Below are 15,542 nucleotides of genomic sequence, written 5' to 3'. Positions count from 1 at the left end.
CCCCCTACGCCCTGCCGTGGGAGACCCGCGACCTGCGAGCCACCGAGTCCACGGCCACCGCGAGGAGCAGGACGGCGCCGGTGACCATGAAGCGGAAGGAGGAGTCGAGGTTGAGCAGGGTCAGCCCGCTGGAGATGGACTGGATCACCACGATGCCCAGCAGCGCGGCGAAGGCCGTACCCCTGCCGCCGAACAGGCTGGTGCCGCCGATGACGGCGGCCGCGATGGCGTTGAGGTTGACGTCGCCGCCTCCGCTGCTCTGGTTGACCGCCGCGAGCCTGGCCGCGGCCAGCACGCCGCCGACGGCGGCGAGCGTCGTGCACAGCACGAACGCGGAGGTGTAGACGGCCCTGACGTTGATGCCCGCGCGCCTGGCCGCCTCGGCGTTGCCGCCGACCGCGTAGATCGACTTACCGAACTTGGTACGGCCCAGCACGTAGTGCATGACCAGCACCAGCGCGAGGAACAGCACGAACATCCAGCCCACGCCGCGGGTCTGGTTGAGATACCAGACGACCACGCCGAGGCCGATGAGCACCAGGACGCTCCTGGCGACCAGCAGCTGGGTGGAGACCGCCGACAGCGAGGCCTTCCTGCGCCGCCTGGCATGGGCGTACCCGCTGGCGAACAGGCCCGCCGCGGCCACCACGACGAACACGTACGACAGCCACACCGGCACGAAGGCCAGCTGCGCGAAGGCGACCAGGCCCGAGTCGAAGGGCAGGTTGATCGAGCCCTTGGCGCCCAGCATCCACAGCTGCACGCCGAGCAGGCCGAGCAGTCCCGCCATGGTGATGACGAAGCTGGGCACGCCGAACCTGTTGAAGATCTGCCCGTAGACCCAGCCGATCGCGCAGCCGATCACGATCGCGGCCAGGATCGCCAGCCATACCGGCAGCCTCCTGTCCACGAAGAACACCGCCATGACCGCGGAGGTCAGGCCGCTGACCGAGCCGACCGACAGGTCGATCTGGCCGACGAGCAGCACGACCACCACGCCCAGCGCGATGATGCCGACAGGGGCGCACTCCAGTGTGAGGTTCACCAGGTTGACGCTGGACAGGAAGATCGGGTTGAGCGCCTGGAACACCGACCAGATCACGATCAGCCCGATGACGACGGGCAGGACGCCCAGGTCGCCGCCGCGGACCCGGTCGAGCAGGCCCTCGGCGGCGCCGCGCAGGCCCTGCCTGCCGATCAGCCGCTCGTCCTTCAGGTCCGTCGGAGTCTCGAGATCGGTCATTGGCGGAGCCTTTCCTGCGATTGCGCGCGGCGGGTCACCACGTTGTCGGTGGCGCCGGTGATCGCCGCGATGATGTCCTCCTGGGACACCTCGCCGACGGCGAAGGTCCCGTTGTTACGGCCGAGCCGCAGCACCGCCACCTTGTCGGCGACGGCCTTCACGTCGGCCATGTTGTGGCTGATCATGATCACGCCGAGACCGCGGTCGCGCAGCCGTTCGATCAGGTTGAGCACCTCCGCCGTCTGCGCGACGCCCAGCGCGGCCGTCGGCTCGTCCAGGATGACCACCTTGGGATCGGCCAGCAGCGACCTGGCGATGGCCACGGTCTGCCGCTGTCCGCCCGAGAGCGAGGCCACGGGGGTGCGCACCGAGGGGATCTTCGCCGAGAGCTGGCGCAGCAGCTCCCACGAGCGGACCTCCATCGCCACGTCGTCCAGGCGCAGCGCGCGCAGCTCCTGGCCGAGGAAGAGGTTCTCGATCACGTTGAGGTTCTCGCACAGCGCCAGGTCCTGGAAGACCGTGGCGATGCCGAGACGGTGGGCGTCGGCGGGGGTGGCGATGTGCGCCTGCCCGCCCTCGAAGGTGATCGTCCCGGAGTCCGCGGCGTGGACACCGGAGAGGATCTTGACGAGGGTGGACTTGCCCGCGCCGTTGTCGCCGACGATCGCGACGACCTCACCGGCTTCGACGTCGAGGTCGATGCCGGTGAGCGCGGCGACGGCGCCGAAGGTCTTGGTGATGCCGCTCAGGGACAGGATGGGCATCTACTTGATCCCGAGCTTGTCACAGGCGGCCTTGTAGTCGGGGGTGCACACCTCCGACACCTTGAGCGCCCCGCCGGGGCCGAGCAGTTCCTTCGCCACGTTCTCCTGGGTCACCACGGTCGGGGTGAACAGCTCGGAGGGGGTGTCGAACAGCGTGGTCTTACCCGCCGGCTTCTTGCCCTGGGCGAACTCGTTCGCGACCACCGCCGCCGCCTCGGCCACGATCTTGATCGGCTTGGAGATGGTGTTGTACTGGTCGCCGTTGATGATGCGCTGGACCGCGGCCAGCTCCGCGTCGTTGCCGCTGACCGGCGGCACGGGTGTGTCGGCGGCCTTGAACGCGGCGATCGCGCCGCCGCCGGTGCCGTCGTTGGCGGCGACCACTCCGCCGATCTTGCCGGGGAACTGGGCGATCTGACCGCTGACCCACTCCTGCGCCTTGTTGGGCTGCCAGCCGGGGGTGTCGTACTCGGCCAGCAGCTTCAGGCCGCTGGAGTCGACCGCGCTGTGGATGCCCTTCTTGATCAGCTGGGCCGCGGCGTCGGTGGGCGAGCCGTTCACCACGAGCAGGCCGCCGTCGCCGCCCTTCTTCTTCACCTCGTCGACGAGCGACTGCGCGATGAGGGAGCCGATCTTCTCGTTGTCGAACGACACGTAGTAGTCGGCCTTGGCGGCCGGGATCGGCCGGTCGTAGGCGATGATCGGCACCTTCTGCGCCTGCGCCGACTGGACGATCGTGGCGGCGGCGGCGGAGTCGACGGGGTCGATCACGATCGCCTTGACGCCCTGGGCCAGGGCGGAGTTGGCCTGCTGCTGCTGCTTGGCCGCGTCGGCTCCGGCGTTCTGGTAGAGCACCTCGCAGGTCGGGCAGAGCTCCTTCATCTTCGCCTTGAACAGCGGCGCGTCGTAGAGCTCGTAGCGGGTGGAGGCGATGTCCGGCATGAGGAAGGCGATCTTCGCACCTTGGGCGGCGCTCTCGCCCTGCCCTGCCGACGTGGTGGTGGACGAACAGGCGGTGGCCGCCGCCAGCGCGACGGCGACCGCGAAGGTGACCCTCTTCATGACTGCTCCTTGGCTCATCGACGAGAGGTCTGGGTGTGTGTTGTGGTGTGAGGAACACAACACCCGATGGCCCAAATATGTCAAGAGTCTGATAACTACAACATGCGGATATGTGAGAACTTACGGTGACATCTCGTGTTACCTTTAGCACCGACTTCACACTGATCAGGAGGCGACTCGTGGCAGACGGCGACCCCGCGCTCGGCCCAAGGGAACGCCGCGACCAGATCCGCCAGCTCGTCGCGAGCGAGGGCTTCGTCCGCATGGAGCAGCTCGCCGAGGCCCACGGCGTGAGTCTGATGACCATCCACCGTGACCTCGACGTACTCCAGAGCGAGGGATGGCTGCGCAAGGTACGCGGCGGCGCGACGGCCCAGCCGTCCGCGCTCTACCACGGCGACGTGCGTCATCGCGTGCAGGCGATGTCCGAGGCCAAACGGCTGCTCGCCGAGGAGGCGGTCACGCTCGTCGAGCCCGGCGCCTCTGTCATGATCGACGAGAGCACCACAGGCCTGGCCGTCGCCGGACTGCTGCCGGCCAGGGGGCCCGTCACGGTGATCTCCAACTTCCTCGCGGTGGTCAACCTGCTGGCCGGCGAGGCCACCATCGACCTCATCGCGCTGGGCGGGGCCTACTACCCGGCCTACGACGCCTTCCTCGGCATGCGCACCACCGAGGCGATCAGGTCACTGCACGCGGACGTGCTGTTCATGTCGACCACGGCGGTGACCAACGGGCACTGCTACCACCAGTCGCAGGAGACGGTGGCGGTGAAGCGGGCGCTGATGGAGTCGGCGAGCAAGAAGGTGCTGCTGATCGACCACACGAAGTTCAGCAAGCGGGGGCTGCACCAACTGGCACCGCTGACGGCCTTCGACCTGGTGATCGTGGACAGCGACGCCCCCGAATCCGACCTCGCCCCACTACGCGCAGCCGGCGTCCCCTTGAAAATCGTTTCGAACTGAGCTTCATCGGTCCGGTGCTCTTGGTATGTCAACGATCGGCCGGCGCAGGCGTCCCGTCAGGCCAGACGCAGGGAGAGGTCGCTGCCAGGTAGAGATCATCTCCCTCCGCCCAGATAAGGCCCAAGAGATACCCATCAGGCATCGACTCACCATGGATTGTGGGTGCTCCGGCCTGGAAACCGCCTATTGCGGTGATCACATGGCCCTGTTCCACCCAGCGAGCCCGAACTTGGTGAGCAATGCTCATGTTCGCGCTCTGGGGAACATCTCGCAGCCAGTAGGCCCTATGAATCACCACCTGCTTCTCCGACCCCTCTTTGGCGAGACAAGTGTTGGGAGCAACCGACGAAGGAAGGAGCTCCAGCCGAGGCTGGGGTTGCAACGCGGCAGCAGTTTCGCGGATGAGTTGCTCGACCCGGCTGAGAGCATGCGACTGGGTGATAGTCGGTTGGTTCACAGTGCAGCCAATCAGAGAAACGAGGGCGAGAGCGAGCACGAGAGCGCGGAGCAATGTGGATCACCTTTGCGGGCGGAGCGCCAGGTCGGGGGCAAGTTCAGGCATCAACGGCTGTGGCTGAGCGTTGTGCGACTCTGGGCCGGCCACCTTGTCGTATTGCCCATTAATGATGCGGCCCATGTTCGCCAAGGAGACCGAGGCGGGGTCCCAGTAGCTGCTGTGAGCTCTGGTGTAGACGTCTCTGCCTACGGGGAAGTGTTGGGCGCCGAAGGAGGCGTTTCCTGGGTCGGCGCCGAAGCGGCCGAGGGCGGCTACCGGGTCGTTGCCTGCCTCGCCTACCCACACATGTCCCGGAGCCACGCCCAGTTCCGTGGCGTGGTCGACGCCGACTCCAGGGCTGCCGACGAAGATGAGGTCGTCGGCCAGCCGTCCGGGGCGGAGGGTGGCGGCTTTGCCGGTGGTCAGCGACCCGTAGCTGTGGCCGACGATCACGGCGCGGGCCGTGGAGGACGGTTCGTGGGCGGCGCGCAGGCCGTCGGCGAAGGAGGCCAGGGCCGTGGCGCCCTTGGCGGCGGCGTGGCCGAAGGCGACCGACTTGGCGGGGTCGAAGACGCCCGGGTCGATCTGGGGCGCGTCGTAGCCGAGCCACGTGATGGCGGCGATGCTCCGCGAGCCACTGGTGGCGGTGGCCTGTTGCCAGAGGGCGCGGGAGCGTTGGAGGTCGCCTGGGGCGGCGTCCAGGCCTGAGGTGAGGCCGGAGACGGAGGTGACCGTGGTGTCGGCGGTGTCGGGGTCGCCCCAGGAGACGATGAGTCGTCCCTGTCCGTTCACGTCGAAGGCCAGCAGGAGGGGTGGCGGGTGGCCGGCGACCGGCTGGAGTTCTCTTTCGATGTTCTCGATGCGGCGGAGCTGGTTGGCGAGGCGTTCCCAGCCGCCGAACAGGGTGGGGTCGTCGAGGCGGTCGAGTTCGGCGGCGGCGGCGTGGAGCCGGCCCTTGAGCGCGGCCTTCTGGCTGGCGAGCCCCAGCCGGTTCGAGCGGTCGCGGACGCTCGCGGGCAGGCCGTTGAGCAGGCCCAGCCCCGGCAGGCGGATCAGCTCCTCCCGGCTGCCCTGCGTCAGCGTGTGCCACCAGGCGTGGACGCGGGCGGCCAGGCCGGGGTCCCCGCCCTGGTCCTGGAGGTCGAGCAGGCGGATGACCGCGTCGCCGTCGCCGCCGGCGAGGCGGGCGAGCAGGGCCTGGGCGGCGGCGGGGTCCGTGGCGTGGGCGGCGAACAGGTCGTGGGCCGCGAGACCGGCGGGCAGCGAGGTGCCGGGGACGGTCTGCTGGATGCGGGTCAGGCGGCGGCGCAGGTCGGCGCTGTGGGTGGTGGACCAGTCGGCGATCCTGCCGAGGGAGTGCCCGGGTTCGGCGGGCAGGCCGTGGGCGGAGAGTTCCGCCGCCAGGCGGGTGCCCGCCGCCGAGAGGGTCTGGCCCGCGTGTTCGAGCGCCGAGATCAGGGCGGACATCGCCAGGGGGTCGATGCCCTGGAAGGTGCCGGGGGTCGCGCTCATGGTGGTGACCGAGGTGGTCAGCGCGGGGAGGGCGGGGGCGGGTCCGCCCTGCCGTACGACCAGGTGGGCCAGGGTGGTCAGGGCGACGGTCAGCGAGGACTGCAGGCCTGCGCGGTGGCGGGCGAGGGCGGCGGTGAAGGCGGGGGCGCCGCCGCCGACCCAGGCGTGCGACCGCATGAGGCGCATGGCGGTGTCGAGGTGGGTGTGGTGTTCGGCGGCGAGCGCCGCTGCTCGCCCGTACGCCTCGAGGGCCGCCGTGTGATCCGCCATGACGCGGTCCAGGATGGCAGCACGGCGGGCCGCCTCTCAGGTGATCGTCGACTCACCCACATTGCTGGGGAAATGCGGTGAGTACGGCGTACTCAGGCGCGGGAGCGGTCCTGGCCCGATACTCCTGTTGAACCGCCGAGAGGAAAGGACGTGACGGCGTGCCACTCGACCGGTACGGCGTGCTCGTGGGGACCGTGCGCCGCCACTATCGCGACAGGCCCGACACGCAGGGCCGCTGGTTCCATGTGAACATCGAGGTCAGCGCGCCGCTCGGCGTCCACCGATGCGCGGTCGACGTCGACAGCAAGCAGTCGGCCACCGGCGTCCGGTGGAGGGCGTTCACGATCGCGCCCGGCGCGCTGGGACCGCCGGCCCACCTGGCGGCGGGCTTCCACGAGCTGGCCCGCGACCGGAACTCGGGGGCCCTCGACTACTACCGGCACCCGGCCTTCGTGGAGGGCGAAGGGTCGTGGGTCTCGGGGACGAACCTGGACGCCGCGCGGGCCCTGGAGCCCCTGCTCACTCCAGGACGGCGCGTGCTGATCTTCGGCGAGCCGTTCGACGAGGGCCTGGGCGTGCACAACATCCACCAGAACCAGGGCGACCCGTACGGCTCGCAGTGGTGGGACGAGAACGGCATCTGGCAGGACGGCGCCACACTCACCGAGCGGCCCGACGGCGGTTTCGACGTCTTCGTCTCCAGGTTCTCCACACAGTCGGACCGCACCGACGAGGAGGGCCACCCCGTCCCGAGCGATCTCAGGCCAGCAGGACGCTCCCTGCCAGGCTGAGGTAGCCGGCCAGCAGACCGACGGCGGCGCTTCAGCGTGGACGGGGGCATGGTGGTGGACCCCCTGCCCCTCGACAACAGAGTCGCGATGTTCGACAAGCTGGGCGTGCCCGTCGTGACCATCGGCAGGGACGTCGCGCGCGCGGAGGGCCCGTGGTGGGTGGCGGCCGACAGCGCGGGCAGCACGGCGATGGTGCTCGACCACCTCGCCGAGGCGGGGGCGCGGAGCATCGCGATGCTCTCCGTGGACATCGGGTGGTCCTGGTTCGCCGATGCCCAGCAGACCTACAGGGAGTGGACAGCCGACAAGGGGACCGAGCCGATCCTGGTGCTGGCGCGGCCGGACAAGCTCGAGACGAGCGCGGTCTCGGCAGCCGCGGAGATCCTCGATCACCGGCACGACGCCGTCTACGTGCCGCCGCAGTGGCTGGTGCCAGGTCTGCTGCTGGTGGCGGGAGCGTGGGGGCGACGTGCCCGGCGACCTGCTGGCCTCCGTCGGTGTCGACAGCCATCTGGCCCGCACCAGCGCCGCCGCTCACAGCGGTCGACCCCGACCCCGCGGGGACGGCGATGCAGGCCGTCGCTCGGGGTTGCGGTCGTCTGCTGTTGACTGCCGGGATGAACATCGACTCGACGGGCACGAGTACGCGGGAATCGGTCCAGGTGCGGCGCTTCCACGAGGGTGACTCCGTGGAGGAGGTGACCCTCCTGCTCCACCGTGCGTACGCGGACCACGCCGCAGCCGGGCGGATCTTCTTCGCCTCCTACCAGTCTCCACAAGACACCCGGCATCGCCTGAGCAAGGGCGAGTGCTGGATCGCCACGAGAGATGACGCGCTGGTCGGGACCGTCACCGTGTCCGCCCCCCACACCGCTCCCGCCGGCTACCCCGCACCCGAAGGAGCGGGGTCGTTCTGGCAACTGGCGGTGGATCCGTCACAGCGGGGAAGCGGGCTGGGACACCGGCTTCTGACACTGGCGGAGGGCAGGATGGCCGCCCTGGGTTCGACACACGTCGTCATCGACACCTCCGCGGCAGCGGAAGATCTCGTGGCCTGGTACCGCCGGCGCGGATACGTGCCGATCGGGACGTGGCGGTGGGACGTCACCAACTACGACAGCGTCGTCCTCGCGAAGGCTTTGCCCTGAGAATCGCGTCTTCGGCGCCCGATCCGCACCCACCGCGCATCAGTCGACGATCAGATGATCTGAAAGAGCCGGCCTGGCCGTGGTGGTCAGGCCGCGTCGTGGAAGACCAGGCCGAGCGTGTGCCGCAGGCCCCGCCGCACGGTGCTGACGCCGTGCCGTACGGGCGCGGCAGACCAGCCGCGCGCCGAGCGCACGGGCCTGTCACGGGTGGTGAAGACCAGGCCGTGGCCCTGCCGCAGGAGCGTCACCGTGCCGCGGGACTGGGCACGCGGACGCTGCTCCACCAGCAGGAACTCGCCGCCGTCGTAGTCGTCGCCCGGCCTGTCCAGGCCGATCACGACCTGCAGAGGGAAGACCAGGTCGCCGTACAGGTCGCGATGCAGGGCGTTCCAGTCGCCCTCGCGGTAGCGCAGCAGGATCGGGGTGGGCTTGGTCTGTCCCGCCGCGTGGCACATCTCCAGCCACTCCTCCAGGCTGTCGGGCCAGGGGGCGGGCTTGCCCAGTCTCGCGGCCCAGTCCCTGGCGATGGGCAGCAACCTCGGGTAGAGCGTGCTGCGCAACTCCTGGACAAGGTCGGGGAAGGGCTGGGCGAAGTAGCGGTACTGCCCCCTGCCGAACCTGTAGCGCTCCATGTCGACCGTCGACCGGAACCGCGCGACCTCGTCGTACAGTCCGGCGATCTCGCGGCACTGCGCCTCGGTGAGGAGCGGGCCCGTGGGCGCGCATCCGTAGGCGTCCATCTCCTGCGCCCATGCCTCAGGATTCATCATGGTCGTCCTTCCGTGGAGGGGTCACACGAACAGCGGCTGGAGCGCGCCCTCGTGGGTGAGCAGGAGCCGCTTGCGCTCCAGTCCGCCCGCGTATCCGGTCAGCGACCCCGTCGCGCCGATGACGCGGTGGCAGGGCCTGACGATCAGCAGCGGGTTGGCGCCGATCGCCGCGCCGACGGCGCGGATGCGGTCCCTTGGCGCGCCGATCCGCTCGGCGAGCTGTCCGTAGGTGATCGTGCTGCCGTAGGGAACGCTCTCCACCGCGCTCCAGACCTTCTGCTGGAACGGGGTGCCCCCTCCGGCCAGGGGCAGGTCGAAGTCGCGCAAGTCGCCGTCGAAGTAGGCGCGCAGCCGGCCGGTGATCGCGGCGAACGCCGCCGCGTCCTCGGTCCACCCGGGCTGGACGGCAGCGGCCCACGTCAGCGACGTCAGCCGTACGCCGTCGGTGTCCTTGTCCCCGGTGAGCAGCAACGGGCCCAGCGGGCTCTCGGTCGTGGTGTAGACGGTCATCTCTCCTCCTCGCCTTGTACAACGCGATTCCAGCCGCCGACCTCGGCGGTTTTCGGACCTCGCGCTGGGAGGCGGGAGAGGCGACGGACTAAGACATTCCGGCGACGCCCCCGAGCGATCCGGGCTCGCAGCCGAACCTCGCCAGCAACGCGGTGAGAGTGGGGCCGAGGGGGGCGTCGAGGGCGAGGTGGGCGTCGCCGTCGCCGCGCGTGGGGCCCTGGTTGACGATCACGACGGGTACGCCGTGGTCGGCCGCCCGCCGTACGAACCGGTAGCCGGACATCACGGTCAGCGAGGAGCCCAGTACCAGCAGCAGGCCGGCCTGCTCGGTCAGCTCGTAGCACTTCGCGACGCGGGGGCGCGGCACGTTCTCGCCGAAGAAGATGACGTCGGGCTTGAGCAGGCCGCCGCAGCCGGCGCAGTCGACGACCTCGAACGCGCCGATCTGGTCGTCGGCGAGGACGGCGTCGCCGTCGGGGTTGATGGCGTCGGCGGCGCCGAGCCAGCCGGGGTTGGCCGCGTTCAGCCGCTGCTCGAGCCACTCCCTCGAGGTGCGCTCCCCGCACGACAGGCAGACGACGCGGTGCAGGCTGCCGTGCAGCTCGACCACCTGCTCCGCGCCCGCCGCCTGGTGCAGGCCGTCCACGTTCTGCGTGATGATGCCGCTCACCAGCCCCATCGACTGCAGGCCCGCGACGGCGCGGTGGCCGGCGTTCCAGCCCGCGTGCGCGATGTGCCGCCATCCCAGGTGGCTGCGGGCCCAGTACCGCCGCCTGGCGGCGGCGCTGCCGACGAAGGCCTGGTAGGTCATCGGCTCCGCCCTGCGCCTGCGGCCTGTCTCGCCCCGGTAGTCGGGGATGCCCGACTCCGTCGACAGCCCGGCTCCGCTCAGGACGAGCACCCCGCCGTCGCCGACGAGGTCGACCAGCATGTCGAACGCGGGGACCGCCCGGCCCACCTCATCTCGCACCGCCTGCGTCACCCTTCCATGGTGCCCGAAGGCTCGGCTTACCCACGACGCGGCGTCCGGGCTCAGCGGTGGGCGCGCAGGCCTGCGGTGATCAGGTTGATCGCGGTGTCGAAGGCGGGCTCGCTCTCCTCCTCGGCGATGTGGCCCAGGTTCTCCGCCAGGACGAAGCCCGAGACGAAGGCGTGCAGCACGTCCGCCGTACGCTCCCGCTCGTCCTCCGGCACCTGCGCCGCGCGCAGGATCCGGTCGAGCACCTCCCACAGCCCGCCCTGCCTCGGCTCGATGACCTCGGGGTGGTTGTGCACGTACCGCCACAGCCCGGGGTGGGTGCGGGCCAGCCTGCGGTAGGCGTGGGCGAGCGCGCGCAGCTGGTCGGGCCATGGGGCACCGTCGTCGGCCGGCGGCTGCAGCGTGGGCGCCACGTTGAGGCACACCGTCCTGATGAGCTCCGTCTTGTTGGCCACGTGGTGGTAGAGGGACATCGGGTTGACGTCGAGCTCGGCGGCGAGCTTGCGCATGGACAGCGACTCCACGCCGCCCGCGTCGATCAGCCGCAGGGCGGTGCCGAGGATCTCCTGGAGGGTCAGGGGCGTCCCCCGCCGTGCGCTCACTGCCATACACCGTATGGTAGCGTCAACCATACGGTGTATGGCTACTCCTGGGGAGTGCTCATGAAGACGATTCCGGCCCCACAAGGGCTGCCGTTGCTCGGCAACACGCTGCAGGTGCCCGCGCACGCGCCCGCCCTGCACTTCGAGCAGGTCGCGAAGAGGTACGAGGAGGGGATCTTCCAGCTCGAGCTGGTCGGCCGCCGCGTGCTGTTCGTCTACGACCCCGACCTGGTCGCCGAGGTCAGCGACGAGACCCGCTTCTACAAGGGCATCGATCCCCCGCTGAGCACGGTCCGCGACTTCGCCGGCGACGGGCTGTTCACCGCCAGGCACGACGAGCCGGTCTGGGGTCACGCGCACCGCATCCTCATGCCCGCCTTCAGCCAGCGCTCGATGAAGGCCTACTTCCCGCAGATGCTGGAGGTGGCCGAGCAGCTGACCGAGTCGTGGGCGGGCCGCCAGGGCCAGGACCTGCCGGTGACCGACGACATGACCAGGCTCACGCTCGACACCATCTCCCTCACCGGGTTCGGGTACAGGTTCCGCTCCTTCGACTCTCCCGAGCTGCACCCGTTCCTGCTGGCGATGGGCGGCGCGCTGACCGAGGCCATGCTCCGCCTCCAGCAGCTGCCCATCGTCACCAAGATGAGGCGCAGACAGGAGCTGGCCTACCGCGACGACATCGCCGTCATGCAGGAGCTGGTCGACGAGGTGATCAGGCAGCGCAGGGCCGAAGGCGGCGGCGGGACCAAGGACCTGCTAGGTCTCATGCTGGAGGCCTCCGACCCGCAGACGGGCGAGCGGCTGTCGGACGAGAACATCCGCAACCAGGTCCTGACCTTCCTCATCGCCGGCCACGAGACGACCAGCGGCCTGCTCTCCTTCGCGATGTACAACCTGCTGCGTGACCCGCACACGCTGGCCAGGGCCTATGACGAGGTCGACAGGCTGCTGCCGGGCGACGAGCCGCCCACCTACGAGACGATCATGAAGCTCGAGGTGATCCCGCGCATCCTGGAGGAGACGCTGCGGATCTGGTCGCCGATCCCCGCGTACGGCGTGAACGCCTACGAGGACACCACGATCGGCGGCTACCCGGTGCCGAAGGGCCAGAAGATCGTCGTGCTGCTGCCGTCACTGCAGCGCCACCCCAAGGCGTGGGAGCGGCCGGAGGAGTTCGACATCGACCGCTGGCTGCCCGAGAACAAGAAGAACCACCACCCCGCCGCCTACAAGCCGTTCGGCAACGGCGAGCGGGCCTGCATCGGCCGGCAGTTCGCGCTCACCGAGGCACGGCTGGCGCTGGCGATGATCCTGCGTCGCTTCGCCGTCTCCGACCCCGCCGTCTACCGGATGGAGATCAAGCAGACGCTCACCCTCAAGCCCGACGGCTTCACGATTAGGGTGCGCGAGCGCAGGCCGCACGAGCGCTCGGCCGTCCACGAGCTGCCCGCCGAGCAGGCCGACCAGCACGACATCGCGGTCACGGGCGTGGCGCTCACCGTCGCCTACGGCTCCAACCTGGGCACCTGCGCCGACATCGCCGAACGGCTCGCCGAGCGGGCCGGCAGGTCCGGCTTCGCGACCACGCTGACCAGCCTCGACGACCTGGAGCCTCCCTCCGAGGGGCTGCTGCTGGTGGTGGCCTCCTCCTACAACGGCAAGGCGCCCGACAACGCCCAGCGCTTCGACGCCCTCGACGACCTTCCCGACCTGTCGGGGGTACGGCTGGCGCTGCTCGGCTGCGGCAACACCCAGTGGCCCACCTACCAGGACTTCCCCCGCCGCGCCTTCGACAAGCTCACGGCCGCGGGCGCCGTCCCGCTGGTCGAACGTGGAGAGGCGGACGCCGACGGCGACTTCGACGGCGACGTCTCGGCGTGGACGGCGAAGCTGTGGGCGGCGCTGGCGCAGGAGTACAGCGCCTCGGCGGCCGACGCGGGGCCGCGCTACGAGATGGAGGTGCTCACCGAGGCCGAGGTGCGGCCCGCCGTGGTGTCGGAGCGCGCCGTCCCGCTGACCGTGGTCTCCAACAGGGAGCTGACCGGCGACCCCACGGGCCTGTGGGACTTCTCGCTGGAGCAGCCGCGTCCAGGCGTCCGCTCGATCGTGGCCGAGCTGCCCGAGGGCGTGGAGTACGAGCCTGGCGACCACCTGGCGGTGTTCGCCAAGAACGATCCCGAGCTGGTGGAGTGGGCGCTGCGCTGCCTGCGCGTCCCGCGCGACAGGGTCGTGCGGCTGCGCGCCCACGGGCACACGCACCTGCCGGTGGACACCCCCGTGACAGCGGGCCTGCTGCTCACCGACTTCGCCGAGCTGCAGGAGGTGGCCACCCGCTCCGACCTGGAGGCACTGGCCGCGCACACCGGCTGCCCGTGGACCAGAAGCCAGCTGGCGGCGCTGACCGCCGACTACGCCGACGAGGTGCTCGCCAAGCGGCTGTCGGTGCTCACGCTGCTGGAGCGCTTCCCCGCCGTGGAGCTGCCGCTGCCGGTCTTCCTCGAGCTCGCGGGGCCGATCCGGCCGCGCTACTACTCGATCTCCTCCTCGCCGCTGGCCGAGCCCGGCAGGGTGCGGATCACCGTGGGGCTCGTGGAGGGGCCGGCGTGGTCGGGTGGCGGCGCCTACCGCGGCATGTGCTCGGCCTACCTGGCGGGGCTGGGCGAGGGCGAGGTCTTCTACGGCTACATCAGGGTGCCCGCGCCGCCGTTCAGGCTGCCTGACGACCCGGCCACGCCGGTCGTCCTGGTCGGGCCTGGCACCGGGTTCGCGCCGCTGCGCGGCTTCATGGAGCAGCGGGCGCTGACCGGGGCCCAGGGCAGGGCCGAGGTGTTCACCGGGTGCCGTCACCCCGAGCACGACCTGCTCTACAAGGAGGAGGTCGAGGCGTGGGCCGCGGCCGAGGGGGTGCGCGTGCACACGGCGTTCTCCGCGGTCGAGGGGCATCCCTACCGATTCGTCCAGGACGCCGTGGCGGCGCAGGCCGACGCGGTGTGGGAACTGCTCCAGCAGGGCGCGCACGTCTACGTCTGCGGCGACGGGCTGCGGATGGCTCCGGCCGTACGGCAGGCGCTGCTGGCGATCCACCGCGAAAGGGCGGAGGGCGACGCCGAGGCGTGGCTGGCGGGGCTGGAGGCCGAGGGCCGCTATCAGCAGGACGTGTTCGCCTGATCGCGCAGCCCGGAAAGGAGGGCGCGCACGCCTTCGTCGAGCACCCGCTCGCCCTCCTCCCGCGAGTCGAGGAACCAGCCGGGCAGCGGGCTGCGCAGCGCGTGGGTGAGCTCGATGCCGACGATGCCGTGGATCGTCGTCCACACCAGGTAGGCCGCCCTGTCCGGCTCTCCGTGGCGGCCGAGCCCCGCCGCCTCCACCGCGTCCGCGAGCAGGTGGAAGGTCAACTCGAGCGCCTCGCGCCGCAGCTCGGGCGAGGGGTCGAAGTCGGGTAGCGGCCGCTCGAACATCAGCGCGAAGAGCGAGGGGTCGGACAGGGCGAACGCGCGGTAGCCCGCCGCCACGGCCATGACGCGGTCGACGGGGTCGCCGCAGGGCGCCAGAGCGGCGGTCAGCGCGTCGCGCAGGGCGTGGAAGCCGTGCAGGTAGATGGCTTCGAGCAGCCCGGTGCGCCCGCCGAAGCAGGTGTAGATGCCCATCGTGGACGTGCCCGCGGCCTCGGCCACCCTCCTCAGGGTCAGGTGCGCGGCCCCCTGCTCGCGAAGGACGCGCACTCCCGCGTCGAGGAGTTCTTTCGAGGTTCTTACGGTCTGGCCCACCCTCTCACCCTAACGGTCAATAACACAGATGATAACGAGCGTTATGACCGAGAGAAGGGACCTGCGCCATGCAGCTCTACCGGGTCACGGCGGTGGCGGGCTTCGCCTGCGCCGTCCTGCTGATCGTCAACATCGCCCGCAGGGCGGGCCTGCTGCCCGAGACCGCTTTCACCCACGCCGTCGCGCCCTTCGCGCCGCTCACGGGGCTGTTCGCGATCACCGGGATCTACCTGCTCATCCGCCGTACGGCAGGCGGCCTCGGCGTGGCGGGCTACCTGCTCAACGCGGCGGGGCTGGCGGGCGCCTTCGCCATCGAGTACACCCTGCACTTCGTCTTCCCGCTGCTGGCTCCCGGCGTGGTGGCGGGGCTGCTGGCAGGAGGGACAGGGCGGGCCTTCCTCGTCACCTCCGTGGTCCTGGTGGCGGGGGTGCTGGTGTTCGCGGCGGCGGCGCTGAGAGCCGGGACGCCGCCCGCGATCGCGGTCGTGCTCTACGCCGCGGGGATGGTGCCGGGCTCGCTGCGCAACGCCGTACCTCTGCCGGTCTACCTGGCGGGCCTGGTGCTGGCCGCCGTCGGCGTGGCCTGGATGGCCTCCAGGCTGTGGTCGGGCGAGCGGGCCGCCGCCCTGGCGCGGCCCGCCGGCGCCCTCCCGTCGTAGC

General features: G+C 70.5%; 15 protein-coding genes. 6 read left to right on the top strand and 9 right to left on the bottom strand.

Translation table 11 applies throughout. The features are described 5' to 3' along the window. Positions 1-4: 4 nt before the first annotated feature. Genes ABFX50_RS05645 through ABFX50_RS05635 form a run of 3 tightly spaced genes read right to left on the bottom strand, consistent with a single transcriptional unit; the run spans position 5 to position 3,069 of the window. Positions 5-1,243, bottom strand: coding sequence for a sugar ABC transporter permease (locus tag ABFX50_RS05645; protein WP_183645422.1), 1,239 nt, complete (start codon positions 1,241-1,243; stop codon positions 5-7). Beyond that, positions 1,240-2,007, bottom strand: coding sequence for an ATP-binding cassette domain-containing protein (locus tag ABFX50_RS05640; RefSeq protein WP_183645423.1), 768 nt, complete (start codon positions 2,005-2,007; stop codon positions 1,240-1,242). Before ABFX50_RS05640 ends, ABFX50_RS05645 begins: the two co-directional genes overlap by 4 nt. Then, complete coding sequence (locus ABFX50_RS05635; RefSeq protein ID WP_346143838.1) at positions 2,008-3,069, bottom strand: substrate-binding domain-containing protein; 1,062 nt, start codon at positions 3,067-3,069, stop codon at positions 2,008-2,010. A gap of 179 nt (positions 3,070-3,248) precedes the next feature. Here ABFX50_RS05635 and ABFX50_RS05630 point away from each other — a divergent pair, with 179 nt between their 5' ends. Then, complete coding sequence (locus ABFX50_RS05630) at positions 3,249-4,034, top strand: DeoR/GlpR family DNA-binding transcription regulator (protein WP_312895422.1); 786 nt, start codon at positions 3,249-3,251, stop codon at positions 4,032-4,034. Between the two features lie 517 nt (positions 4,035-4,551). Here the strand turns inward: ABFX50_RS05630 and ABFX50_RS05625 are convergent. Continuing rightward, a complete protein-coding gene (locus tag ABFX50_RS05625; RefSeq protein ID WP_346143836.1) occupies positions 4,552-6,312 on the bottom strand; it encodes an alpha/beta hydrolase in 1,761 nt (586 codons plus the stop codon). A 158-nt stretch (positions 6,313-6,470) separates the two neighbouring features. On the opposite strand from ABFX50_RS05625, the gene ABFX50_RS05620 reads away from it, so the two are divergent. From ABFX50_RS05620 to ABFX50_RS05610, 3 genes are read left to right on the top strand one after another with little or no spacing between them, the layout of a single operon-like run. Beyond that, complete coding sequence (locus tag ABFX50_RS05620; protein WP_346143834.1) at positions 6,471-7,103, top strand: DUF2278 family protein; 633 nt, start codon at positions 6,471-6,473, stop codon at positions 7,101-7,103. A 48-nt stretch (positions 7,104-7,151) separates the two neighbouring features. Further along, positions 7,152-7,712, top strand: a complete 561-nt coding sequence (locus ABFX50_RS05615) for a type 1 periplasmic-binding domain-containing protein (protein ID WP_346143832.1) — start codon at positions 7,152-7,154, stop codon at positions 7,710-7,712. 8 nt (positions 7,713-7,720) lie between these two features. After that, complete coding sequence (locus ABFX50_RS05610) at positions 7,721-8,251, top strand: GNAT family N-acetyltransferase (protein ID WP_346143830.1); 531 nt, start codon at positions 7,721-7,723, stop codon at positions 8,249-8,251. Positions 8,252-8,337: 86 nt separating this feature from the next. Here ABFX50_RS05610 and ABFX50_RS05605 read toward each other — a convergent pair whose 3' ends face one another. From ABFX50_RS05605 to ABFX50_RS05590, 4 genes are all read right to left on the bottom strand, one after another. Further along, complete coding sequence (locus ABFX50_RS05605; RefSeq protein WP_221241014.1) at positions 8,338-9,021, bottom strand: 2OG-Fe(II) oxygenase; 684 nt, start codon at positions 9,019-9,021, stop codon at positions 8,338-8,340. Between the two features lie 21 nt (positions 9,022-9,042). Next, complete coding sequence (locus tag ABFX50_RS05600) at positions 9,043-9,531, bottom strand: methylated-DNA--[protein]-cysteine S-methyltransferase (RefSeq protein WP_346143828.1); 489 nt, start codon at positions 9,529-9,531, stop codon at positions 9,043-9,045. Positions 9,532-9,619: 88 nt separating this feature from the next. Then, complete coding sequence (locus ABFX50_RS05595) at positions 9,620-10,462, bottom strand: NAD-dependent protein deacetylase (protein ID WP_428834682.1); 843 nt, start codon at positions 10,460-10,462, stop codon at positions 9,620-9,622. 101 nt (positions 10,463-10,563) lie between these two features. Beyond that, positions 10,564-11,118, bottom strand: a complete 555-nt coding sequence (locus ABFX50_RS05590; RefSeq protein ID WP_346143824.1) for a TetR/AcrR family transcriptional regulator — start codon at positions 11,116-11,118, stop codon at positions 10,564-10,566. Between the two features lie 54 nt (positions 11,119-11,172). On the opposite strand from ABFX50_RS05590, the gene ABFX50_RS05585 reads away from it, so the two are divergent. Beyond that, the gene (locus tag ABFX50_RS05585) at positions 11,173-14,283 is read left to right on the top strand and encodes a bifunctional cytochrome P450/NADPH--P450 reductase (protein WP_346143822.1); all 3,111 of its coding nucleotides are present in this window, start codon (positions 11,173-11,175) and stop codon (positions 14,281-14,283) included. Here ABFX50_RS05585 and ABFX50_RS05580 read toward each other — a convergent pair. After that, positions 14,262-14,882 carry a TetR/AcrR family transcriptional regulator gene (locus ABFX50_RS05580; protein ID WP_346143820.1) on the bottom strand — a complete coding sequence of 207 codons (621 nt, stop codon included), beginning with the start codon at positions 14,880-14,882 and terminating at the stop codon, positions 14,262-14,264. The two genes, ABFX50_RS05585 and ABFX50_RS05580, sit on opposite strands and share 22 nt — an antisense overlap. Before the next feature lie 68 nt (positions 14,883-14,950). Between ABFX50_RS05580 and ABFX50_RS05575 the strand changes: the two genes are divergently transcribed. After that, positions 14,951-15,541, top strand: a complete 591-nt coding sequence (locus tag ABFX50_RS05575; protein ID WP_346143818.1) for a hypothetical protein — start codon at positions 14,951-14,953, stop codon at positions 15,539-15,541. Position 15,542: the final 1 nt, after the last annotated feature.

The sequence above is a fragment of the Nonomuraea recticatena genome, assembly GCF_039533245.1.
Classification (GTDB): Bacteria; Actinomycetota; Actinomycetes; order Streptosporangiales; family Streptosporangiaceae; genus Nonomuraea; species Nonomuraea roseola.
This window is presented reverse-complemented; position numbering and strand designations above follow the sequence as displayed.